This is a genomic window from Ensifer sp. M14, from assembly GCF_003355565.1.
Taxonomy (GTDB): Bacteria; Pseudomonadota; Alphaproteobacteria; order Rhizobiales; family Rhizobiaceae; genus Ensifer.
Genome location: NZ_QJNR01000004.1, coordinates 2236564 through 2259293, shown reverse-complemented (window position 1 = coordinate 2259293; position 22730 = coordinate 2236564). Strand labels below are relative to the sequence as shown.

17 protein-coding genes are annotated in these 22730 nt (G+C 63.0%); 9 read left to right on the top strand and 8 right to left on the bottom strand.

Annotated features, from left to right (window positions below; genetic code table 11):
- Positions 1-62 precede the first annotated feature (62 nt).
- From BLJAPNOD_RS10710 to BLJAPNOD_RS10700, 3 genes are all read left to right on the top strand, one after another.
- Complete coding sequence (locus tag BLJAPNOD_RS10710) at positions 63-578, top strand: SspB family protein (protein WP_077500101.1); 516 nt, start codon at positions 63-65, stop codon at positions 576-578.
- 20 nt (positions 579-598) lie between these two features.
- A complete protein-coding gene (locus BLJAPNOD_RS10705; protein WP_077500099.1) occupies positions 599-808 on the top strand; it encodes a DUF4169 family protein in 210 nt (69 codons plus the stop codon).
- Positions 809-1006: 198 nt separating this feature from the next.
- Entirely contained in the window at positions 1007-1243 is a 237-nt protein-coding gene (locus BLJAPNOD_RS10700; RefSeq protein ID WP_115419789.1) for a ribbon-helix-helix domain-containing protein, read from the top strand.
- On the opposite strand, the gene BLJAPNOD_RS10695 is transcribed toward BLJAPNOD_RS10700, so the two are convergent.
- On the bottom strand, positions 1223-2095 hold the full coding sequence (locus BLJAPNOD_RS10695) for a GGDEF domain-containing protein (RefSeq protein ID WP_115419788.1): 873 nt from the start codon (positions 2093-2095) through the stop codon (positions 1223-1225). The two genes, BLJAPNOD_RS10700 and BLJAPNOD_RS10695, sit on opposite strands and share 21 nt — an antisense overlap.
- A gap of 405 nt (positions 2096-2500) precedes the next feature.
- On the opposite strand from BLJAPNOD_RS10695, the gene BLJAPNOD_RS10690 reads away from it, so the two are divergent.
- Positions 2501-3292: a hypothetical protein gene (locus BLJAPNOD_RS10690; RefSeq protein WP_115419787.1), complete on the top strand. Its 792-nt coding sequence runs from the start codon at positions 2501-2503 to the stop codon at positions 3290-3292.
- A 491-nt stretch (positions 3293-3783) separates the two neighbouring features.
- Here the strand turns inward: BLJAPNOD_RS10690 and BLJAPNOD_RS10685 are convergent, their stop codons facing one another.
- Both BLJAPNOD_RS10685 and BLJAPNOD_RS10680 read right to left on the bottom strand, forming a co-directional pair.
- On the bottom strand, positions 3784-7539 hold the full coding sequence (locus BLJAPNOD_RS10685; RefSeq protein WP_115421240.1) for an AsmA-like C-terminal region-containing protein: 3756 nt from the start codon (positions 7537-7539) through the stop codon (positions 3784-3786).
- Between the two features lie 181 nt (positions 7540-7720).
- The gene (locus BLJAPNOD_RS10680) at positions 7721-9127 is read right to left on the bottom strand and encodes an FAD-linked oxidase C-terminal domain-containing protein (protein ID WP_115419786.1); all 1407 of its coding nucleotides are present in this window, start codon (positions 9125-9127) and stop codon (positions 7721-7723) included.
- 473 nt (positions 9128-9600) lie between these two features.
- Between BLJAPNOD_RS10680 and BLJAPNOD_RS10675 the strand changes: the two genes are divergently transcribed.
- Positions 9601-11169 (top strand): arylsulfatase, encoded by a 1569-nt coding sequence (locus BLJAPNOD_RS10675; RefSeq protein ID WP_115419785.1) that lies wholly within the window; start codon positions 9601-9603, stop codon positions 11167-11169.
- Positions 11170-11438: 269 nt separating this feature from the next.
- Here BLJAPNOD_RS10675 and BLJAPNOD_RS10670 read toward each other — a convergent pair whose 3' ends face one another.
- Complete coding sequence (locus tag BLJAPNOD_RS10670) at positions 11439-14576, bottom strand: efflux RND transporter permease subunit (protein ID WP_115419784.1); 3138 nt, start codon at positions 14574-14576, stop codon at positions 11439-11441.
- The gene (locus BLJAPNOD_RS10665) at positions 14573-15757 is read right to left on the bottom strand and encodes an efflux RND transporter periplasmic adaptor subunit (protein WP_115419783.1); all 1185 of its coding nucleotides are present in this window, start codon (positions 15755-15757) and stop codon (positions 14573-14575) included. Before BLJAPNOD_RS10665 ends, BLJAPNOD_RS10670 begins: the two co-directional genes overlap by 4 nt.
- A gap of 314 nt (positions 15758-16071) precedes the next feature.
- Between BLJAPNOD_RS10665 and BLJAPNOD_RS10660 the strand changes: the two genes are divergently transcribed.
- The 4 genes from BLJAPNOD_RS10660 (at position 16072) to BLJAPNOD_RS10645 (ending at position 20758) form a co-directional block, all read left to right on the top strand.
- Complete coding sequence (locus BLJAPNOD_RS10660; RefSeq protein WP_115419782.1) at positions 16072-16893, top strand: cyclase family protein; 822 nt, start codon at positions 16072-16074, stop codon at positions 16891-16893.
- A gap of 63 nt (positions 16894-16956) precedes the next feature.
- Positions 16957-17361 carry a carboxymuconolactone decarboxylase family protein gene (locus BLJAPNOD_RS10655; RefSeq protein WP_115419781.1) on the top strand — a complete coding sequence of 135 codons (405 nt, stop codon included), beginning with the start codon at positions 16957-16959 and terminating at the stop codon, positions 17359-17361.
- 135 nt (positions 17362-17496) lie between these two features.
- Complete coding sequence (locus BLJAPNOD_RS10650; protein ID WP_115419780.1) at positions 17497-19944, top strand: UvrD-helicase domain-containing protein; 2448 nt, start codon at positions 17497-17499, stop codon at positions 19942-19944.
- 112 nt (positions 19945-20056) lie between these two features.
- Entirely contained in the window at positions 20057-20758 is a 702-nt protein-coding gene (locus BLJAPNOD_RS10645) for a hypothetical protein (protein ID WP_115419779.1), read from the top strand.
- 65 nt (positions 20759-20823) lie between these two features.
- Here BLJAPNOD_RS10645 and BLJAPNOD_RS10640 read toward each other — a convergent pair whose 3' ends face one another.
- From BLJAPNOD_RS10640 to BLJAPNOD_RS10630, 3 genes are all read right to left on the bottom strand, one after another.
- The gene (locus BLJAPNOD_RS10640; RefSeq protein WP_115419778.1) at positions 20824-21279 is read right to left on the bottom strand and encodes a DUF488 domain-containing protein; all 456 of its coding nucleotides are present in this window, start codon (positions 21277-21279) and stop codon (positions 20824-20826) included.
- A 37-nt stretch (positions 21280-21316) separates the two neighbouring features.
- A complete protein-coding gene (locus tag BLJAPNOD_RS10635; protein ID WP_115419777.1) occupies positions 21317-21784 on the bottom strand; it encodes a GNAT family N-acetyltransferase in 468 nt (155 codons plus the stop codon).
- A gap of 270 nt (positions 21785-22054) precedes the next feature.
- Entirely contained in the window at positions 22055-22723 is a 669-nt protein-coding gene (locus BLJAPNOD_RS10630; protein WP_115419776.1) for a phosphoribosyltransferase, read from the bottom strand.
- Positions 22724-22730: the final 7 nt, after the last annotated feature.

Sequence of the window (22730 nt, the reverse complement as noted above, 5' to 3'; positions counted from 1 at the left end):
CATATTCTGACGGGCAATGGAAAGCCGACAGTAGAATTGAGTTCGAGAAAGACGGGAAACCCATGGGCCAGGACCACATTCGCTACGACATTCTGGCGCAGGACGCGCTTCGCGGCGTCATCCGCAAAGTGCTGACCGAGGTTGCGGCCACCGGCCACCTGCCTGGCGAGCACCATTTCTTCATCACCTTCCTGACCGGAGCGCCGGGTGTTCGCATCTCGCAGCACCTGAAATCCAAGTATCCCGAGCAGATGACCATCGTCGTCCAGCACCAGTTCTGGGAACTCAAGGTCTCCGATATCGGCTTCGAGATCGGCCTTTCCTTCTCCGACACGCCGGAGCGGCTCGTCATTCCATTCAATGCCATTCGCGGCTTCTACGACCCCTCGGTCAATTTCGAACTCGAGTTCGACGTGGCCGCGGCCGAAGAGGAAGAACTCGAATCGGCGGAGATCACCGCCTACCCCGTGCCTGAAACAGACGGCGAAGTGCCGCCCAAGGACGCGGAGAAATCCGGCGAAGCCAAGAATGGCGGCGGTTCGGTCGTTTCGCTCGATTCCTTCCGCAAGAAGAACTGAGGCAGCTGAAAGGCCGCGGCATGAGTGGTGACGTCGTCAATCTACGCCAGTTCCGCAAGCGCAATGCCCGCGCCGAAAAAGAAAAGCAGGCCGAACAGAACCGTATTTCGTTCGGCCGCACCAAGGCTGAGAAATCTCTGACCGACGCCTTGAACGCGAAAGCGGCAAAAGCCCTCGACCAGGGGCGCCGCGAGCCCGCAGCCGATCGACCCGATGAGGCCGAGGACTGAAGCACAGGACGCGTAAGCGGCTGCGGCCTTCTTCAAATCATCATCGAAACAGATTGTGCGGAACGTCTCACGCCTGAATGCGTTGCTAGAGCATCAAAGCCGGCGCACGGTTCGGCAAAAACGATTCTGCGTCAAGGACTTGCAGCAGCTTCCCGAATCAAACCGCCAACGACTTGAATCAATTTGCGAGCTCCGGCGATGATCCGAAAACACTCCGCCACCCTGCACGGACACCGCACCAGTTTTTCGCTGGAGGACCCGTTCTGGCTGGAACTGAAGACGATCGCAGCGACCCGCACCATGCCGATCGCCCAGCTGATCGTCGAGATCGACGACGCGCGCAGCAGTGACAGCAACCTCTCCTCGGCACTTCGGGTCTACGTTCTCGACTGGATCAAGTCGAACGTACCGCGCTCAGCAGCCGACGACACGTGACGGCGCGTCGCCATGGCGTGCGAACCCGTCCGTCGGGGCGCCGGCGAGGCCCTCGCGCAGCTGTGTCGCCATCGCCCTGATCCCGCCCGGCAGCCGCGAATACTCGATCAGACACACCCGGTTGCGCCCCGTGTTCTTGGCAAGGTAGAGCTGGTCGTCCGCGATCTTGAAGATGTCCTCGTACTGTACCGGATAGGTAAACAGCGCCACGCCGATGCTGACCGTCACCGGATCGGCATCCGGAGCAATCGCCTGCCCGTGCTCGGCCACCGCCCGACGAATGCGCTCGGCCATCGCCCCGATCGTTGCGGGATGAGCATGGTGAACGAACACGCCGAACTCCTCACCGCCGAGACGGCCAATCAGACCGCCATCGCCCACCGCCAAGCGCATCCCGGTCGCTATCGCCACCAGCGCATCGTCACCGGCGAGATGGCCATGGCGATCGTTGATGCGCTTGAAGTGGTCGGCATCCAGCACCATCAGCGCCGAGGTCGTGGGAAAGGGCTTGAGATCCTGTTCGGCAACGAACGCCGTGACATCCGACGTGAACGCGGCACGATTGAGACAGCCGGTCAGGCCGTCGTAGCGGCTCGCCAAAGTCAGGAGATCGTTGGCGCGCGCCAATTGCTGCAGCTTGATGCCGATGAAGGCGAAAAGCGGGATGGCCAAAAGCAGTGGAATGAACAGGGCAAGGCGCATTGACGTCACCATCACCTCAGCCCCGAAGGGAGCGATATAGTAATAGGTAATGAGAACCGCAACGGCCGTGCATCCAGCGGTGCCCGAGAATGTCCAGTTCGTGATCCATATGATCGCGCGGCGATCAAGGCCCTCATCCAGTGACGTCATGCCACCCCCCGTTGCAGACCGCACTGTGAAGGCAGGATGCTAACTCCTGCTCAATCGATCCATTAGGATTTTAAGAGTTTTGCGTTTCGCCGCAGCCACGACAGGCGCTGGCAGCCGAAGCAGATTGGTCTTCGATCGCTGAAGCGGAGCCTGAGTTCGGCTGTCGATAGGCTCTTCACCGGGCAAAACAGGCCGCGTCAACCCACCGGAACATAGACTTTTGATTGCAACGGGAACCCGCCCCTCGCCTTCTGTGTGCCTTGCGCCACACCTCGCGCAATTCCCGCGTGCCGAAACGGAATTCGAAGCGAATATACTTGTTTAGCATCACCTAATTTCAAACAATCCAAGTGCCGCCAGCGGCCGCAGCCTCGGGCGCTCGTGAATTATGTGAGGGAGGAAGGCATGCAGCTCTATGCTCGGATCGGTCTGGCCACGTGTTTGACCCTGTCATCGGCCGCGCTCGCCAACGCCGCCGACATCGCGCCGCTCCTTGCGCCCACGGCGCAGCCGCAGGAGACGGAAAGCGGTTGGCAATTCACCGTTGCACCCTACTTTTGGATCGCGGGCCTGAGGGGCGATACGGCCCAGTTCGGGCTGCCCGAGGTGCATATCGATTCCAGTTTCAGCGACATCTGGGACAATCTCGATTTTGCCTTCATGGCAATGGGCGAGGCGCGCAACGGCTCCTACAGCATCTTCGGCGACGTGATATACTCCAAGCTATCCGCCGACGGCAGCACGCCGAACGGCATCCTCGCCAATAGCGTGGATGTGGAATCGACGAGTTTTGCCGCGCTGCTGGGCGTCGGCTATGCCATTTACGAAGACCAGTCGTCCCATCTCGATATCGTCGGCGGCCTGAAAGTCTGGTCGGTCGACACCACGCTTTCGTTCTCCGGCGGCCCGCTCGATGGTGTCAGCCGGGATGACGGCGCCACCTGGGTCGATGCGGTCGCCGGCTTGCGCGGCTCCTACTACTTCACGCCCGAGTTTTATCTGACCGGTTGGGGGCTGGTCGGCGGCGGCGGCGCGGATCTCGATTGGGATGCAGCACTCGGCCTCGGCTACAAGTTCACCGACACAATCTCGGCCGTCGCCGGCTATCGCGCGCTCGGCGTCAACTACAGCAACGACGGCTTCGAATACGATACGGTGCAGCATGGACCGATCCTGGGGGTCGCCATCCGCTTCTGATCCGACGCGTTGCGGCGGTCGGGGACGAGCGATCTGTGGGACGGCAGGTGTTCTGCTTCATTTTCTCCTCAAGTCGCACGCGATCTGAGGAGACGGCAGAACGCCTAAAGTTCGACAGCAGCCCTGACGCGTCACATCTGACACGTGGCACCCGCAGGGCCCCCGGACGCGTCAGCCACGCGTCGGCGATCAAGCCGCCGCCGCGACATGGGGAGACGCACAGCATCTCTGCCTCTGTGCTCCGCTCCACTGCTACAGCCCGGGAAAAATGCAAAGCGTGGCCCAGCAGCAAAGACGTGAAAACAACGCGATCGAGCGTTTCCCTGACCTGCCTTCTGCATGTTTCCTTAGATCGTACCTGGCTTAACAACGATAAACATGCGGCAATTCAAAGCGCTATAGCGACCTTTGCGCGTCCGGCTAGGGTCGTTTCCGTGCTACACGGAGCCTTGGAAACCCTCTGGACGTGCGGCGCTGTAGGACGTAGCGCCCTATTGCACCGTGACATCGGGCAAAACGTCGAAATTCAGCCCCTGCCCGCTCGGATTCTGTGGGCCTTCGCCGGTCCCCGGCGGCACCTGCGACGGGGCGCCAAGTTGCTGTTGCTGCTGGCGTTCGCGTTCGACGCGCGCGGCTTCTTCCGCTGCCTTTCGCGCGGCCTCTTCCGCCGCCTTACGTTCCGCCTCCGCGCGGGCCGCCAGATCCGCCTTCACCCGTTCCGCTTCGGCTGCCGCTGCCGCACGCCGCCGCTCTTCGGCGACCGCCCGCAGGCGCTCGACTTCACGCTGCTGTGCCTTTGCCTTGTAAAGTTGTACCTCGCGACGCAGCCGTTGCTTCTCAAGCACGTTGGCCTGCAGCGTCTCGACGCGCCGGCGCTCGCGCTCAAATGCGCGAAGCGACAGGAAATTCGAGAGATCGGCAACATCGAGGTTCACACCCGGTGACGAAAGCAGGCCGGCATAACTCAGCCGTACGCGCGGCTCGGCGCCGGTCAGCGCCTCCTCGCCCGGACGGAAGGTCATGTCTATGGTCGCGTCGAGGCGCTCCGCCGCAAGATCCAGCGATGCTTCGCCGACAAAGGCTGCGTTGCCGTCGGCAGCCGTGACGTTCTGCGCCCTGAGCACGCCTCCGGCGATGCTGAAGGGGACCTTGACCACACCGACGACCGACTGGCCGGAAAACACGGCTGCCTCTGCCGCCTGGCGGATTGCGTCGGCCGAAATCTCCGTCTTCATGGCGTCGGCAGTTGCCATCAGTTGCGGCAGCGCCGCGCTGTTGACGCCGTTAAGCGTCACGCCATTGAAGGTGGCGGTGCCCGAACCGCTTGCCGAATGCGCCATGGCTTGCGCGTTCGTGCCCGATGCCTCAAGCGCGACCGAAAGGTCGAAGGTGCCGGTGGCGACCGGGGCGCCGGCACGCATCCAGCCAGCCTGCGCCAGATCCCCGCTCTTGACGTCGAGCCGCGAGCGCAGGAAGCCGGAGCCATTGGCATTGCCGAGCTGCAACCGGCCTTCGAGCTTGCCGCCGAGCCAGTCGCCGGTCGCATCGGTAAAGGCAATCTCGTCGCCCTTCCACTCCAGCTTGCCGGCAAAGTTGCCGATGGCGCTGTAGAACCCCGGCCAGAAGTTGGCGGCCTGCACATCGAGCACCACGTTGAAACCGGTCCAGGCGGCTTGCGCCACGGGGGTTTTCGACAGCGCTCCATTCGACATGTCCTGAACGTGGCCAAGGATTCCCTCGGCCAGCCAGGCGAGATCGAGCGTTGCAACGCTGATCTGGCCTTCGGCCTTGCCCGGCACCGTGCGGTCGATCGTCAGAGCGCCTGCAAAGCCGTTGTTGTCGGCCTTGCCTTCGACGGTCGTAAAGGCGATCGCCTCCGGCGTCGTCGCCACGTCGGCCGAAACCGAAATCGGCAGGCCGGTGCCCGTCTGCGGCAACGCGATGCCCTGCTGCAGCAGATAGGGCTCGAGGTCTTCCGTCTGGAGTGTCAGTTTGGCCTGGCCCTCGAGGAAATGGTCTCGCGAAAGATCGAAGCTGCCTTTGGCTGCAAGCGACGTCTTCTCGGTAGTAAAGGTCACCGTGCCATTGGCGTTGGAGCCATCGGTGCTCTGCAGCTTGACGGAGAGAATGCCGTTGGCGTCGGCATCGAAAGGCAACGGGTCGAACCCGGCCTGGCCGAGCAGCAGCAGCGTTTGCGGGTTTTCGAGCGTCGCTTCAAGCAACATGCCCTTGCCGGAAAGCGCCTGGGCCATGTCGGGCGCCTGATAGCTGGCGGCAATCTTGGTGCCGTTGGCCGTGCCGAAAATGCCGAAGGTCGCCGGCGCGTTGCCTTCCTTGTTGCCGGCCGTCAGCGTCACGTCGAATGCGGCATCGGTGAAGTACGGACCTGCCCTGGTCAGGCGACGAAGGGCCGGATGATCGACGGCGTGCCGGCCGATCATTTCCAGGAACGGTGTCAGGTCCTTGGCCGCAAGCTTCATCTTGGCCGAAATCACCGGCTTTTCGAGATCGCCGCTGGCACGACCGGAAAAGGCGAGCTGGGCGCCGGCAAGCGAACCGATCGCCACGCGCTCGGCCTGAAGCTGGCCATTCTTCAATGTCACCACCGCCTGAACGTCGCGCGCCTCCTCGCCGAAGGCGGAGAACTCGTCGGCGGAAAGGTCGGCGGCAATCGCATGCTGCATCAGCGTCGAGGCCGAGGCATCGCCGGCAACCAGCCCCGCCAGCGCCTGCAGGGCTTCGAGGTCGATGCGATTGCCGTTCAGCTGCAGCGACAGGTTCGGCTGCTGCTCGGCGAAGGACTGGCGCTCGAGCCGCCCCTTGAGGCTGGCGTCGCCGGCCGCCACTTCGAGGTTTTCGAACTGCTGCAGCGTGTCGGTCAGGTTGACGGTTGCCGAAAAGCCCGCGGTCTTCAGCTTGCGGATCGCCGGATCGACGGAGCCCGCCAGCCAGCTCGCCAGGCCCGAAGGCTGGTTGGACGCGAGAAGCAGGTCGCCGCGGAACGAGCGCTGGCCCTTGAGGTTGAGCCGCCCCTTGGCCTCAAGCTGGGTGCGCCCGGGCAGAAGGGCAACGACATTGTCGATCACCCAGCCGGCACCATCCGGCTGCACGTCGATGCGCACATCGCGCACGGTCGTATCGCCGATGACGATCGCCGGCAGTTTCAGGCTTGCCCGCCCCGGCACCTGTGGGATGGGAATGTCGGCGGCAATGGCCAGCATCGCTTCGAGCCGCTGGCGCATGGAGATCGCCGGGTCGCGCCCGGTCTTGCCGTTGCTGCCGGAATTGCCGATGCGGCTGACGTCGATCTGCTGGCCGTCGGCAATCAGGAGGAATTTCTGGTCCTTGCCGGTGTCGAGCGTCGCCTCGCCTGTCACGACGTAAGGATCGTCCGCAGGGCCGATCTCGAACCGGTATTCCGGCACGCGGATACTCTCATTGGTCAGCTGGAAATCGCCGTTGATGCGCAGTGGCGCATGGCCGTCCGCATCCTTGGCCTCGCCCTGCGGGCGGTTTTCGGTCAGCGTGAAGCGACCGCCGTAAACCGGCTTGAAGTCGACGATCTTCAGTGCGCCGTCGAGCTCGACGCCGAAGGGACGCTTGTCCGGCGTCACCCGCGCCTTCAGGCTGAGCGCACCCGTCTCGTCCACCTCATTGCTGGAGAAGGCGAAACTGCCGGCCTCGCCGTCGAGCGCAGCCCGCCCCTCCACCTTCCAGGGGCCAGCCAAGGTGCGGGCGGAAAGATCGGCGGAAAGGTCGGTGACGCGTCGGGTGCGGCCGGTCTGCTCATCGATGAATTCGATCTCGCCATGGGTGATCTCGACATTTTCGAGCACCACCGTCTTGGCCGGGATGGCCGTACGGGTGCCGCGCGCCCAATCGAGCGTGCCGTCCGGGAGCAGCCTGACCTTGGCCTTCGGCCGGTCGAGGCGCATATCGAAGATCAGTGCTTCGCCGCTCAGGAACGGCGCAAGCTCCGCACTCATCGAGAACTGCGCGACCTGAATCAGCGGCTCGCCCTTGTCGCTGCCGCCGACGCGCACATCGTTGAGCGTGACCGTCGGGAACGGGATCAGCCGTGCGTCGACGCTGCCATGGACGACGACCGGCTTGCCCATGATGCGGCTTGCCTCGCGCTCGAATTCCTTGCGGAATCCCGTCCAGTCGATGAACCACGGGGCGATCAGCGCCGCAAAAAGCGCAACGACCACAAGACCGCCGATGGCAACCAGAATTCGCGAAAGCACCGTGCCTACATTCCCATCAAGTTCAAAGGCGCCCATCGGCACCGTCTGCGTCCATATGAACGCCAAAGGGACGTCTTCGTCCATTACATTTGGACGTCTTCGTCCTTATCAATTGCGTCGGCGTTGCCTGCCGCCCAAGGAGCGGCCGCATCCCCGCTCTCCCCTCGCCCGTCCATTCGCGTCAAGCGAAGATCTTGCCGGGGTTGAAGATACCCTGCGGATCGAGGGAACGCTTGACCTGCCGCATCAGATCCAGCGCATCGCCAAGTTCAGCTTCGAGAAACGGCATCTTGCCCTGACCGATGCCGTGTTCGCCTGTGCAGGTCCCGTCCATCGACAGCGCTCGCGCGTTCAGCCTTTCGACGAAGGCCTCGGCGCGCGCCACGTCTGCGGCGTCCGTGTCATCGAAAAGCAGGCCAACGTGGAAGTTGCCGTCGCCCGCATGCCCGACAATCGGGGCCGTCAGGCCGTTCGCCGCGATATCCTCATGGGTCGCCGCAACGCAATCGGCCAGCCGCGAGATCGGCACGCAGACATCGGTGGAAAGAATGGCCGCTCCGGGGATCAGGCTCTTCTGGGCCCAGTAGGCGTTGTGCCGCGCCTTCCACAGCCGCGCGCGCTCTTCCGGGTTGGTTGTCCAAATGAAACCGCTGGAACCGAAATCGGCCGCTATCTCGGCAAAGTGCCGCGACTGCATCTCTACGCTCTCGCTGTTGCCGTGGAATTCGACGAACAGCGTCGGGGTCTCTTCGTAAGAAAGGCCGGAATAGGTGTTGCAGGCCCTCATCTGCAGCGCGTCCAGCAGCTCGATGCGGGCAACCGGAATGCCTGATTGAATCGTCAGGATCACAGCATTGCAGGCATCCGCAATCGTCGGGAACGGGCAGACGCCGCCGGAGATGACTTCGGGAATGCCCTGCAGCCGGAGCGTGATCGAGGTGATGATGCCGAGCGTGCCCTCGGCGCCGACGAAGAGCCGCGTGAGATCGTAGCCGGCAGATGATTTGCGCGCCCGATGCGCCGTGCGGATTTCGCGCCCGTCTGCCGCCACAACTGTCAGGGCCAGCACGTTGTCCTTCATCGTGCCGTAGCGCACCGCATTGGTGCCGGATGCCCGCGTCGAGGCCATGCCGCCGATCGAGGCGTTGGCGCCGGGATCGATCGGAAAGAACAGGCCGGTGTCGCGCAGATAGGTGTTGAGTTCTTCTCGGGTGATGCCGGGCTCGACCCGGCAGTCCAGGTCCTCCGCGTTGACTTCGAGCACCCGGTTCATGCGCATCATGTCGACGGAGATGCCGCCGTTCGGCGCGTTGACGTGGCCCTCGAGCGAGGAGCCGGTGCCGAAGGGGATCAGCGGCACCGCACTTGCAGCGGCGATCGCGACGATCTCGCGCACCTCGTCGGCACTTTCGGGGAAGACGACGCCATCGGGAAGCTGCGCCGGGATATAGGTGGTGGTGTGGGCATGCTGGGCACGGATCGCTTCGCCCGTCTGGAACCGGTCGCCGAATCGGGCGGCAAGCTGCGCCTTTGCGGTATCGATCCCGGTTTCGTTTCGCGAGCCAGCTCTGATCGCCTTCAATGCCACGGAAAACGTCCCTTCTTCCTGCCATCCACACCGCCCCTTTCCGACATTGGGGAAGCGCTTTCATTTCAAGGCGCTACTGTGCAAATCGGAATCACTTTGTCCAGACGTTCGCGCTCTTCTTGGAGCAAGGTAGGGCAGGAAAACGCCGACGGTGAGACCGGAGTGTCACAGGAGGCCGCGTGAGACCGTCGCAGTGCATCCGCCACCGCCGGCCCTTCCGGATAATGCTTCCCAGCCAAATCAGCATCTTCTGGCAGACACGCCGAGACGCAAGAATCCGGCGCTACCGCGACGCGTAACGAGCCGGATCCGGAAGGTGGCGGCCCTGCGTTTCGCGCCGAAATTAACTGTTACGTACTTACGTCCAGCCTGTTGCCGAACGACGATCCGGTCGTTCCGCAACCCATCGGCACGACGCCGATCGTCCGACTGAACGCAGTTCAGCATTTCGTGAACCTTAGGAGGCTCGAATAATGAGAATTCCTGGCAAGCTCGCGGCGATAGGGCTGCTGCTTTTAAGCAGTTCCGCTTATGCACAACAGCCCGCAGCAACGAACAAGCCGAACGTCCTCGTCATTTTCGGCGACGACATCGGCCAGAGCAACGTCTCCGCCTATACCATGGGCGTAATGGGGTATCGTACACCAAACATCGATCGCATCGCGCAAGAAGGCGCGATCTTCACCGACTACTACGCCGAACAGAGTTGCACCGCGGGCCGCTCCACCTTCATCACCGGCCAGTCGACGCTGCGTACCGGCCTTTCCAAGGTCGGCCTGCCCGGCGCGCCTCTCGGCTTGCAGGCTATCGATGTGACGATCGCCTCGGCGCTCAAGGACAAGGGCTACGCGACCGGTCAGTTCAGAAAGAACCACCTCGGCGACCGTGACGAGTTCCTTCCGACCCAACATGGTTTCCAGGAGTTCTTTGGCAACCTCTACCATCTGAACGCCGAGGAAGAGCCGGAAGACCGCAACTATCCGCAGGATCCGAGCTTCCGCAAACAATTCGGTCCACGCGGCGTCATCAAATCCTCCTCCGACGGCAAGATCGAAGACACGGGCGCCCTGACGCGCAAGCGAATGGAAACGATCGATGATGAGACCTCGGCCGCCGCGATCGACTTCATGAAACGCCAGAATGCTGCTGGAAAGCCGTTCTTCACCTGGTTCAACACCACGCGCATGCACGCACGCACCCATGTGCGCGACGAGCATCGCGACAAGCCGGGCCTCACGGCGCGCACTGAATATGCCGACGGGATGATCGAGCATGACGCCGTGATTGGCGAGGTCCTGAAATCGCTCGACGACATGGGCATCGCCGACAACACGATCGTTGTCTACACCACGGATAACGGTCCACATGAGAACACTTGGCCCGACGCGGGCAACTCGCCCTTCCGCAATGAAAAGACCACCAATTGGGAAGGTGCCTTCCGCGTACCGGCGATGATCCGCTGGCCGGGGCAGATAAAGCCGGGAACCCAACTGAATGGCATCTTCTCCGGCCTTGACTGGTTCCCGACCTTGCTTGCCGCCACTGGCGACACAGACATCAAGGAGCGCTTGCTGAACGGAGTGACCATTGGCGGAAAGCAGTACAAGAACCATCTGGATGGCTACAATCAGCTCGACTACATTACCGGAAAATCCCCGGATAGCGCCCGCCGCGAGTTCTATTACTTTAACGACGACGGTGATCTCGTGGCAATGCGCTACGAAAACTGGAAGCTGGTCTTCGAGGAACAGCGCGCGATCGGCACATTGGCGGTCTGGGCCGAACCCTTTACCAAACTGCGCATTCCGAAAATGTTCGATCTGAGGGCCGACCCTTACGAGAAGGCCGACATCACGTCGAACACCTATTGGGACTGGGTGTTTACCCATGCCTACTTGGCGGTGCCGGCACAGGCGAGCGTGGCCAAGTTCTTCGAGACGTTCAAGGACTATCCTCCGGCGCAGCGCCCGGCGAGCTTCTCGATCGACCAGATCCAGGAAAAGCTGCAAGAGTCCATGACGTCGATGGGCAGCGGACAGTAACAGAGAGCAAGAATGGGCCCGGACGGAAAATCCGGGCCTATGACAAGCCGCGCGGGTCGAACGGCTCTGAAGGGGCACGGCGCCGGCGTCCGGACCCTGCCGGGCTCTCCGTTCGGTGGCGATTGACCACGAGTGGCCTTCCCTACTCTTCCACGAGCCCTTCGCTGGTCGTGGATTTCGCGCCGTTCTCGTCGACCTCGCGAAGAAACGGCTGCCGGAAACCATCTTTCTGATCGCCGCCCAGCTCGAACTCCCAGCCGGTTCCGGCTTTAGCGAACCTCGAGCGAGGCTGCCGCTTCCATCTCCTCGTGCAGCTTGCGCTCCTCGTCCGCATGCGGCTTGGTGAACCCGGCAATGACGAGATAGGCAACCGGCGTCAGATAGAGCGTCACCACGACGGCAAGGCCGAGACCGCCGACCAGCACCCAGCCAAGCGCGATGCGCGCTTCCGCACCCGCACCGCTTGCCATCACCAGCGGCACCGCGCCGACGATGGTGGCGATCATCGTCATCATCACCGGACGAAGGCGAATGTTGGCGGCATTTTCGATCGCGGTTCGCACATCCTGGCCGCGATCGCGCAACTGATTGGCGAACTCGACGATCAGGATGCCGTTCTTCGCCATGATGCCGACGAGCATCACCAGGCCGATCTGGCTGTAGATGTTGAGCGTGTTGCCGGTCAGGATCATCGCAAAGACCGCGCAGGCGAGGCCCAGCGGCACCGTCGCCATGATGATCAGGCCGCTGACGAAGCTTTCGAACTGTGCCGCCAGCACCAGGAAGATGATGACGAGAGCAAAGCCGAAGGTGACGATGAGCCCGTTGGCATTCTCGTTAAGGGTCGCAGCCTCGGCGAGTGGCATGATGCGCGAGCCCGGCGGCAACAGCGGCTCGGCCATCTGCTCGACCATGGTCAAGGCTTCGCCGAGCGCGAGGTCAGACTTCAGCCCGGCCGAAAGCGACACGGCGCGCAGCTGCGATTCCCGCGACAGCTGTGGCGCGACGGCCATTTCCTCGACGCTGGCAATCGTCGACATCGGGACGATCTTGCCGTCGCCGGCCTTCAGGAAGATGTTCTGCAGGTCGGTCGGGTCGTTGACCGGATTGGTCGAAGACAGAAGCTTGACCGGATAGGACTCGCCATCGACGAAGACGTCGACGACGCTGTTGCCGTCGAGCATCGCCTGCAGCGCCCAGGCGAGACCGCCGATATCGACGCCCATGTCGGATGCGCGCTCGCGGTCGATGGTGATCGATAGCTGCGCCTGGTTGGCCTCATAGTTCAGCCGGACGTTCTCGAAACGCCCGGTATCTTCCATCTGGCGCACGAGCTTGGCCGCGGCATCGCCGAGCTTGGTGTAGTCATTGCCGACGAGCGCCACCTGCAGGCCGCTGCCGGCGCCGCGGATGCCGAGGCTGTTCGGCTGCATCGCAAACACCCGCACCGAGGGGATGCGCGCCGTCACCTTGTTGATCTCGGAGACGATCTGCTGCTGGCTGCGCTCGCGCTTGTCCCAGGGGGCAAGCGTCAGCACCATGAAGCCGCTATTGGCCGAGCCGCCCTGGCCGGAGATCGAGAAGATGTTGTCGATCTCGCCGGATTTGACCAGCGGCTGCAGCCCGTCCTCGATCCGGCGCATCTGCGCCTGTGCATATTCGAGCGACACGCCCTGCGGCGCGTTGATGCGCATCATCACCTGCGAGCGGTCCTCGCTCGGCGTCAGCTCCGATTTCAGCGTCATGAAGCCGATGCCGCCCATGGCGGTGAAGAAGGCAGCAACGACGAAGACGATCACAGGCGCGTTGAGGCAGCCGCGCAGCGTGACGCGGTAGAATTCGGAAGCGCGCGCGCCGAACCGGCGCATCGGTCCGGGTTTCGAGTGGTTCTCCTGCGTCAGCATGCGCGATGCCAGCATCGGGCAGAGCGTCAGCGACACGAAGGACGACAACAGGATCGAGAAGGCAAGCACGAAGCCGAACTCGCGGAAGAGACCGCCGGTCTGCCCGGGAAGAAACGACAGCGGCACGAACACGGCGGCAAGCGTCGCCGTCGTCGCCAGCACCGCGAAAAACACTTCGAGCGTGCCGTGCACGGCTGCAGCCCGGGGCCCAAGACCTTCGGCCCGTCGTCGCACGATGTTTTCCAGAACCACGATCGCGTCGTCGACCACCAGACCCGTAGCGAGCACGATGGCGAGCAACGTCAGGATGTTGATCGAGAAGCCGGCCATGTAGATCGCCGCCACCGTGCCGATCAGCGCGATCGGCATGGTGATGGTCGGGATCAGCGTCGCGCGCCAGTCGAGCAGGAACATGTAGATGACGAGCGTGACGATGAAGATCGCTACGCCGAGCGCGATCTCCACCTCGTGGATGGCGCCGTTGATGAACACCGCGTCGTCGCTGGTGATCCGGAGCTGCGTGCCCTCGGGAAGGATCTGCGTCTGGATCGTGTCGACGACCTTGCGCACGCCCTCGGAAATATCGACCGTGTTGGATTGCGCCTGGCGGATGATGCCGAGGCCGATCCCCTGGCGGCCGTTGGAGCGCAGCGCCGTCGTGCCTGAATCCGGCCCGAGCGTCACCGTACCGATATCGCGCAGCCGCACATTGTTGACGAGGATGAGGTTTTCGAACTGCTCCGGCGTCTGCAGGTCGGCGGTCGCGCGCACCGAAATGTCCTGGCTGGCGCTGGTCAGCTTGCCGGCCGGCACATCGTAGGAGGCGTTGGCAAGCGCCGTCCTGAGGTTTGCCACCGTCACCCCGCGCCCGGCGAGCTTCGCTTGGTCGAGGTCGATGCGGAAAATTTTTTCCTGGTCGCCGTAGACGGCGACGTCGGCGACGCCCTCGACGGCGGCGAGCCGGTCGCTGATCTCGTTTTCGACCAGCAGCGTCATGTCTTCCATCGACATGGTGTCGGAGGTCAGCGCCAGCCGCATGATCGGCTGGCTGTCGGCATCCGCCTTGACGATGCTCGGCTCGTCGACATCCTCCGGCAACTGGTTGCGCACGCGGCCGAGCGCGTCGCGAATATCGTTGGCCGCCTGGCCGATATCAGTCGTGTCGGAGAACTGCAGCGTCACCCGGCTGCGGCCGAAGTTGGACGTCGAAGAAATGTCCTTGATGCCCTGAACGCGCGATACCGCGCCCTCCACCACCGACGTCACCTCGCGGTCCATGGTCTCGGGAGCGGCGCCATCAAGCGTCGTCGTCACCGATATGACCGGCTGGTCGACCTGCGGCAATTCACGGATCTCGATGCCGTTCCAGGCCGCAAGGCCGGCAACCACGATCAGCGTGTTGACCACCAGCGCGAAGATCGGCCGGCGGATGAAGAGAGCAGTAAAGCCGGTCTTGCCGGCCTCGCGCGCGGTCTGGTGGCCGGTTTCCCTAGCGCCGCTCACTTCACCTCCTCCGCGACCTTCTGCGTGGCATCGCGGCGTTCGCGCCCGGCAATGCGGACATCGCCGCCGTCGCGCAGCCGCTGCACGCCTTCGGTGACGACTTCGTCGCCTTCGCTCAAGGCTGCATCGACCAACACCTTGTCCGGGTTGCGCTGGATGATCTTGACCGGAACACGCTCGCTCTTGTCGGCGCTCACGCGCCAGACGTAGGAGCCGTCGGAGCTCCACTGGATGGCGAGCGGATCGACGGTCGGATAGGTGTCGCCGTCGAATGCCATGGTGACGGAGAAGGACATGCCGGCCCGCAGCGTATCTTCGGGGTTTTCGAGCCGCGCCCGCACCCGCAATGTCCGGCTTGCCTGGTCCAGGCGGTTGTCGATGGCGTGGATGACGCCGTCGAGCTGGCTCCCCGGCTGGGCTATGGCTTGCGCCGTCACCGGCTGGCCGACGACGATCTTGTTGGCGAAGCGCTCCGGCACCCAGAAATCGACGAGGATTTCCGAACGGTCGTCGACCACGGCAATCGGCGTTGTCGTGGTGACGTAATCGCCGACATTGACGGTGATGATGCCGACGACGCCCTTCGACGGCGCGACGATATCGCGGCGCTTCAAATCGAGCTCGGCGGTCTTGAGAGCCAGTTCGGCGGTCTGCATGGCGATTTCGGCATCGCGCACGTCGACGGCCGTCACCGCGCGCGCAGTGCTGAGGTTGCGGTAGCGTTCCACCTTTTCCTTTGCGCTGTCGCGCGTCAGCCGCGCCTGGTCGGCGGCAATCTTCTGGTCGTCGCTGTCGAGCTTGGCGATCACCTGGCCCTGCGCCACCCTGTCGCCGGAACGCACGAGAATTTCGGTGAGGTTGCCGGTGGCCGTCGGTGTTACGGTGACGGAGTGGATCGCTTCGCCATTGCCGATGGCGTTCAGCCGGTCGTTGACGACGGCCGTTGCCGACGGACGCACCATGACGAGGACGGCGTCGTTGCCGCCCTGCCGGCGTGCGCCGCCACCCTGGCCGCCCTCGCCGCCAGCACCGCCGTCCTGCTTGGAGAGAGCATCGATCAACGGGTGCGAAACACCGATCGCCGCCAGCGTTTCACCTGCCCCGGGCACGAACCGCACCCAGACGCCGGCACCCACCAAAAGCACAACGGCGCTGACCGCCAGCTGTTTCCAAACCCGCATTCATGTCTCCAAATATGCAATACACGCTCCTGCGCGGCAGGTGCCGGCGGAACGTTCCGATTTGCCCTGAGTATCGTTGTTCGGACCTTTGGGGGCAACGACGGAATGCCATCATTACGCAATTGTAATAAAAGCGAATTTGTTGGCCGCATGATGACATCAGGGCATTATAGCACCGGCCGCTGCGGCTACCGCGTTATTCTCCAGAAATACACTAGACAATCACCGTTTACAGTCACGGCGACTGAGGTATCCTGCAACCGCCGGCAGCCATTGCCATCAGGTTTCGACCGGTTCTGGAGAGGGGAAAAGACATGTGCGATGCGTGCGTCATGGAATCCGTAAAGCAGAAAATGCTGTCTCGCCGCAGCTTCTTTAAAGCGACAGCCGTCGGAACGGTGGGGATCGCGGCCGCAAGTGCGGGCATCGCCCCGCCGGCGCTGGCCCAGGGACATACTGGCGTTACCGACCTCACCCACGAACTCTACGAGGAGTTCCCGACCTTCTTCGGCAAGCAGCAGTTCTTCCGCGAGGAGAAGTTCAACTACGCCAAGGACAAGTTCAACATGTTCGAGCTCCGGGTGAACGAGCACACCGGCACCCATGTCGACGCGCCGCTGCATTTCTCCGCAGACGGCCTGTCGGTCGCCGAGCTGCCGGTCGAAAAACTGGTCGTGCCGCTTGCAGTCATCGACATCCGCCAGAAGGCGTCCGCCGACGCCGATGCACAGCTAACGCCCGACGACATCAAGGCCTGGGTCGCCGCCAATGGCGAGATCCCGGAAAACGCCTGCGTCGCCATGCTTTCGGGCTGGGGCGCACATCTCGGCACCGACAAGTTCCGAAACGCCGATGGTGACGGCAAGCTGCACTTCCCCGGCTTCCACGTCGAGGCGGTGAAGTATCTCTTGGAAGAAACCAAGGCGGCCGGCATCGCGGTCGATACGCTCTCGCTCGACCACGGCCCCTCGCCCGATTTCGCCACCCACTATGCCTGGCTGCCGGAAGGTCGCTGGGGGCTGGAGGCAGCCACCAACCTCGACAAGGTGCCGGCCAAGGGCGCGACGCTGGTGCTTGGCGCGCCGAAACATCGCGGCGGCACCGGCGGCCCTGCCCGCGTGTTTGCGCTCGTCTGACCCCTTGGCCCCGAAGATCCGGCGGCACCCCTGCCGCCGGCGATGTTTTCCTCAGGAGATATCATGAGCACCATCACCCCACCGGCCGATCCGGAAGCCGATCCACGCGTCAAAGCAGTTTTCGACGACATCCGCGCCACCCGCAAATCGGACTTCATCAACAATATGTGGCTGTGGCTCGCCTTCGATCCGGATCTGCTGGAGCAGACCTGGCGCGACGTCAAGGCGGTGATGGCGACGCCCTCGGCACTCGATCCGCTGGTCAAGGAAATGCTCTACATCGCCGTTTCCGTCAGCAATGGCTGCGGCTACTGCGCCCATTCCCACACGGCGGCCGCCAGAGCCAAAGGCATGACCGATGCCGAACATGCCGATCTCCTGCGCGTGATCTCGCTTGCCGCCAGAACCAACCAACTGGCCACCGCCCTGCAGGTGCCGGTGGATGCGGCCTTCGACAGGACGGCCTGACGGCGGCTGGCGGGAGAATAAGCGGCTTCGAAATCGCCTGTCTTTCCACAGGCTTGGTGCGGCTGGCGCAGAAAACGGAATAAAAGAAGAACATCCTTTCTGGCCTTTCGCCTCCGAATCACTACATTGAGCCGCATGATGAGTGGTTTCGACGACATTCCCTTCTTCGACGAAGAGCCGGCCCCGCGCAAACAGCAGCCTCCGGCGACGGGCGGCATTGCCGCACGCGCCATGGCGGCGCGCGACCGTCAGCAGCGCCCGGACTATCTTTCCGGCCTCAACCCGGAGCAGGCCGAAGCGGTGGAATCGCTCGATGGTCCGGTGCTGGTTCTCGCCGGCGCCGGCACGGGCAAGACCCGGGTGCTCACCACCCGCATCGCCCATATTCTGTCCACCGGCCGCGCCTTCCCCTCGCAGATCCTGTCGGTGACCTTCACCAACAAGGCGGCGCGCGAGATGAAAGAGCGCATCGGCGTGCTCGTCGGCCATGCGGTCGAGGGCATGCCCTGGCTCGGCACCTTCCACTCGATCGGCGTCAAGCTTCTGCGCCGCCATGCCGAACTCGTCGGCCTGCGCTCCGACTTCACCATTCTCGACACCGACGACGTCATCAGGCTGATCAAGCAGATCATCCAGGCCGAAGGTCTCGACGACAAACGCTGGCCGGCCAAGCAGTTCGCCGGCATGATCGACGGCTGGAAGAACAAGGGCCTCGACCCGGCGCAGATCGCCGAGGGTGATGCCCGCGCCTTTGCCAACGGCAAGGGCCGCGAGCTTTACGCCGCCTACCAGAACCGGCTGCGCACGCTGAACGCCTGCGACTTCGGCGACCTGCTGCTGCACCCCATCCGCATGTTCCGCAGCAATCCGGATGTGCTGAAGGAATACCACGACAAGTTCCGCTACATCCTTGTCGACGAGTATCAGGACACCAACACCGCGCAGTACATGTGGCTGCGGCTTCTGGCGCAGCGCCCCAAGGGCGTGCCGCAGAACGTCTGCTGCGTCGGCGACGACGACCAGTCGATCTATGGCTGGCGCGGCGCGGAGGTGGACAACATCCTGCGCTTCGAAAAGGATTTCCCGGGCGCCAAGGTGATCAAGCTCGAGCGCAACTATCGCTCGACCGAGCATATTCTCGGTGCCGCCGCCCATCTGATCGCCCACAACGAGGGGCGGCTGGGCAAGACGCTGTTTACCGACCGCAGCGACCCGGATGACGAGAAGGTGCAGGTGCACGCCGCCTGGGATTCCGAAGAGGAAGCCCGTGCCGTCGGCGAGGAAATCGAACAGCTGCAGCGCAAGAGCCACAAGCTCAACGACATGGCGATCCTGGTGCGCGCCTCGTTCCAGATGCGAGAGTTCGAAGATCGTTTCGTCACGCTCGGCCTCAACTACCGCGTCATCGGCGGCCCGCGCTTTTATGAACGGCTCGAAATCCGCGATGCCATGGCCTATTTCCGGCTGGTCTGCCAGCCGGCCGACGACCTCGCCTTCGAGCGCATCGTCAACACGCCGAAGCGCGGCCTTGGCGACACCACCATCCGCACCCTGCACGACTATGCCCGCGCCCGCGACGTGCCGATGCTGGCGGCTGCGACCGATATCATCGAGACCGACGAGCTGAAGCCAAAAGCCCGCAAGGGGCTGTTCGACGTCGTCGCCGACTTCCGCCGCTGGCAGGGCTTGCTCGAAACCACGCCGCACACCGAACTTGCCGAGCAGATCCTCGACGAGAGCGGCTACACCGCGATGTGGCAGAACGACAAATCGGCCGAAGCCCCAGGGCGGCTGGAAAACCTGAAGGAACTCATCCGCTCGATGGAAGCCTTCGAGAGCCTGCGCGGCTTCCTCGAACACGTCTCGCTGGTGATGGATGCCGAGCAGAACGAAAACCTCGATGCCGTCTCGATCATGACGCTGCATTCGGCCAAGGGCCTGGAATTCGACACCGTGTTCCTTCCCGGCTGGGAGGAAGGCCTGTTTCCGCACCAGCGCGCGCTCGACGAAGGCGGCCGCTCGGGCCTCGAGGAAGAACGGCGCCTTGCCTATGTCGGTATCACCCGGGCAAAACACCGCTGCCACATCTGGTTCGTCTCCAACCGCCGCATTCACGGCCTGTGGCAATCCACCCTGCCATCACGCTTCCTCGACGAACTGCCGATCACCCATGTGGACGTCGCCGAAAGCGAGCAATCCTATGGCGGTTACGGCCGCGGCGGCTACGGCCAGTCGCGCTTCGACAAGGCCGATCCCTTCCAGAACAACTACTCCACCCCCGGCTGGAAGCGCGCCCAGCAGAACCGCTCGGACGCGACACGCGACAACTGGGGCTCACGCTCCGGCCACGCGGTCGAGCGCATCGGCTACGGCGAAAGCGGCCCGCGCAGCCGCACCATCGACGGCGAGCTGGTGGCAAAATCGACAGCCACCGAGCCCTCCCGCTTCACCGTCGGCGACCGCGTCTTCCACATGAAATTCGGCAACGGCAACATCTCGGCGATCGAAGGCAACAAGCTGACGATCGACTTCGACAAGGCCGGCCAGAAGCGCGTGCTCGACGGGTTTGTCGAGAAGGTGTGAGCGGAAACGGGCTGGCGATTGCCAAACATCTGCTTGGAGATGGGCGCGTTGGACAGCGGATCGACATCATGCATATCCGTAAGTGGGAGCGCACTTTGGCTTGAGGGGCAGAATGAAAAAGGTCGGGCTGGCGCTTATTCTACTGGCTGTTGTTACGCTTGCGGCTGGTTTTGCATTCAATGAGAGATATCCAACGTATACGTGGAATCAAAAAATCCGGATCGTAGCCGAAACGAAAAGCGGTGAAATTTCTGGTGAAGCGGTAAGTCGCGTTACGTGGAAAAAAGGGTTCAACTTAAACACCGGCTGGAATAGATCCGTAAGCGGCGAAGCCGTAATCTTAACGTCTTCGGATGGCAGCCACCTCTTTGCGTTGATAACGCGGACGGACAATCCGGATTATTTGAGCACGGTGGCCACCGCCTCCCTCCAAAACGTCGATCTTTGGCTTGACGAGTCGCTGTTCGAAGAGCTTTCGCTTAAAAACGGGCGTGCATCTGGCCCCATTGCCGTTCCGGAACGACTGTGGCCATGGTTCGCATTTTTCGACGATATTCACGACTCGCGCACAGTCAGGCAGGCAACTCCCAGCGACCTTACGCCGGTATTTGGTTCGGGAGCATACGTTAAGAGTGTGACGATTGAGATCACTTCTGAGACGCCAGAGCTAGGCAAAATACAGACTATCTTGCCATGGTTGACCGACATCTGGCCCAATCGCTTAGACGGGCAAAGATACGAAACCATCCGAGCAGTCGACCGAACGGCAAATTCCCTTTCGGCAAACAGCTTCTCCACGGAGGTTCGCCGATAGCGGGCCGAAAGGCTCGAGGCTTTGTTACTTCTGGCGTTCGGCATCTCTAGGTCGAGGCTGCCCGCCTAAAGATGCTCGACGCGCAGCCGTCCGCCCCAGCGGTCGTTGAGATATTCGCAGACGAGCGTGCGGTGGCAGCGGTGCGGTTTATCCTCGGCGCAGAGCAGGCAGGCGCCCTGCAGCGCCTCCGGTTTCACCTGCTGCTCGATCCTGCGCTCCGCCATCAGGTCGAAAAAGTCCCGCGAGAAGGTTTTCCAGTCGCCCTTGTCGGTCTTGTAGGCCTTCATGATCGCCTCGGTCGGTGCAAAAAGCGGCTGGTGCACATAGTCGATGCCACCGATCCGCTTCAGGAAGAAGGCGAGGTCAGTGGCCTTGGCGAAGCCGGCGAGCTGCGACGTATTATGCAGTCTGACATCGACGATCGTCCTGACGCCGGCCTTCTGCAGCCGGTCGAAGAAGTCCTCGGCCGACGATTTTGTAAAGCCGATCGTCGAAACCAGAACGTTATCCGTCGCGCCCATCCCAATTCCCCCGCAGTTGCGAGACCTTCTCCCGATCTCAAGCTTGGACCAGCTTGCGGTAGACGAGAAAGCCCGACTTCTCCGCCACCCTGTCATAGAGCTTCATCGCCGTCTCGTTGGTCTCGTGCGTCTGCCAATAGACGCGTGCCGAGCCAGCTTCGCGTGCCGCCTCGCAGACGCCTTCGATCAGCGCCGCGCCGACGCCCTTGCCGCGCGCGGCCTCGGTGGTGAAGAGATCCTGGAGATAACAGTTCGGCCCGATGGCCGTCGTGCTGCGGTGGAAGAGGTAATGCGTCAGCCCGATCAGCCGCCCCTCGCTTGTCGCCACCAGTGCATGCACCGGCTCGTAGCCGTCAAAGAAGCGCGACCAGGTCATCGCGGTAATCGCCGGATCCAGCGCCGTAGCGCCCGAGCGGCCATAAAAGGCGTTGTAGCCATCCCAGAGCGGTAGCCATTGCTCGTAATCGCTGCGTTCGATCGGGCGGATGCGAAGTGCGTCGGCCATGTCGGTTCCTGTTTTTCGCGGGAGCGCGGTCCTTTGCCCTCCACCATCTGCGAATTGTGCGCGCAACGCATCTTTGAGACTGACTTTTCCACCGCAAATTGAAGAATTGAATGCGCCGCGCGTTGTTGGACTGCCTGTCTCGACGATCAAGCGGCGAGATGCCTTGGACAAGCACGATACGTGGGTCGGCGGAACATAACCTGAGCGAGCCGCCCGTGGCGGACCGCCTGGAGTACGGCCCGGATCTGTGGCCTCGGTGGCACCACCGTTTCAAGCGCCCTCGCCGTGCCTCGCCTTGCGGAGCAAGGCCATGACTTCGGCATCCGAGGTCTGCTCGAAATCGCGATAGTGGAGGCCAACGGCGCGAAAGAAGGCTGGTGTAGAAAGGCAGACGATGGCCTCGACCTGCTCGCGCAGGCTTGCGATTGCGCTCGCCGGCGCGACCGGAACCGCCAGGAGCAGGCTGCGCACACCGGCGCGGCGCAGTGCCTGGATCGCCGCGCGGATCGTGCCGCCGGTGGCGATACCGTCATCGACCAGCACCACGTTGCGCCCCTTTGGCGATAGCGGCTCGCGGTCGCCATGATAGAGTACCCGCCGCCGTGCGATCTCTTCGCGCTGGCGTTCGGTTTCGGCGGCGATGTAATCGCGCGCCGGCCTGACGAGGCGCACTGCCTCGGGGTTCAACACCAGTTCCGCCTCATCGCCATCGACCAGGGCGCCGAGGCCGAACTCCTGGTGTCCGGGCGCGCCGATCTTGCGCACGATCAGCACTTCGAGCGGTGCGTCGAGGTGCATGGCGATCTCGAAGGCAACCGGCACGCCGCCACGCGGCAACGCCATCACCAGGGGAGCCGGCGGGACTACGGCCGCCACCGCCATTGCCAGCCGGCGGCCGGCATCGGCCCTGTCTTCGAAGAACACCGGTCCCGTGAACATATCCGCC

Coding starts and splice junctions, on each gene's coding strand:
- BLJAPNOD_RS10710 (WP_077500101.1), top strand. CDS start 63: ATGGGCCAGGACCACATTCGCTACGACATTCTGGCGCAGGACGCGCTT.
- BLJAPNOD_RS10705 (WP_077500099.1), top strand. CDS start 599: ATGAGTGGTGACGTCGTCAATCTACGCCAGTTCCGCAAGCGCAATGCC.
- BLJAPNOD_RS10700 (WP_115419789.1), top strand. CDS start 1,007: ATGATCCGAAAACACTCCGCCACCCTGCACGGACACCGCACCAGTTTT.
- BLJAPNOD_RS10695 (WP_115419788.1), bottom strand. CDS start 2,095: ATGACGTCACTGGATGAGGGCCTTGATCGCCGCGCGATCATATGGATC.
- BLJAPNOD_RS10690 (WP_115419787.1), top strand. CDS start 2,501: ATGCAGCTCTATGCTCGGATCGGTCTGGCCACGTGTTTGACCCTGTCA.
- BLJAPNOD_RS10675 (WP_115419785.1), top strand. CDS start 9,601: ATGAGAATTCCTGGCAAGCTCGCGGCGATAGGGCTGCTGCTTTTAAGC.
- BLJAPNOD_RS10665 (WP_115419783.1), bottom strand. CDS start 15,757: ATGCGGGTTTGGAAACAGCTGGCGGTCAGCGCCGTTGTGCTTTTGGTG.
- BLJAPNOD_RS10660 (WP_115419782.1), top strand. CDS start 16,072: ATGTGCGATGCGTGCGTCATGGAATCCGTAAAGCAGAAAATGCTGTCT.
- BLJAPNOD_RS10655 (WP_115419781.1), top strand. CDS start 16,957: ATGAGCACCATCACCCCACCGGCCGATCCGGAAGCCGATCCACGCGTC.
- BLJAPNOD_RS10650 (WP_115419780.1), top strand. CDS start 17,497: ATGATGAGTGGTTTCGACGACATTCCCTTCTTCGACGAAGAGCCGGCC.
- BLJAPNOD_RS10645 (WP_115419779.1), top strand. CDS start 20,057: ATGAAAAAGGTCGGGCTGGCGCTTATTCTACTGGCTGTTGTTACGCTT.
- BLJAPNOD_RS10640 (WP_115419778.1), bottom strand. CDS start 21,279: ATGGGCGCGACGGATAACGTTCTGGTTTCGACGATCGGCTTTACAAAA.
- BLJAPNOD_RS10635 (WP_115419777.1), bottom strand. CDS start 21,784: ATGGCCGACGCACTTCGCATCCGCCCGATCGAACGCAGCGATTACGAG.
- BLJAPNOD_RS10630 (WP_115419776.1), bottom strand. CDS start 22,723: ATGTTCACGGGACCGGTGTTCTTCGAAGACAGGGCCGATGCCGGCCGC.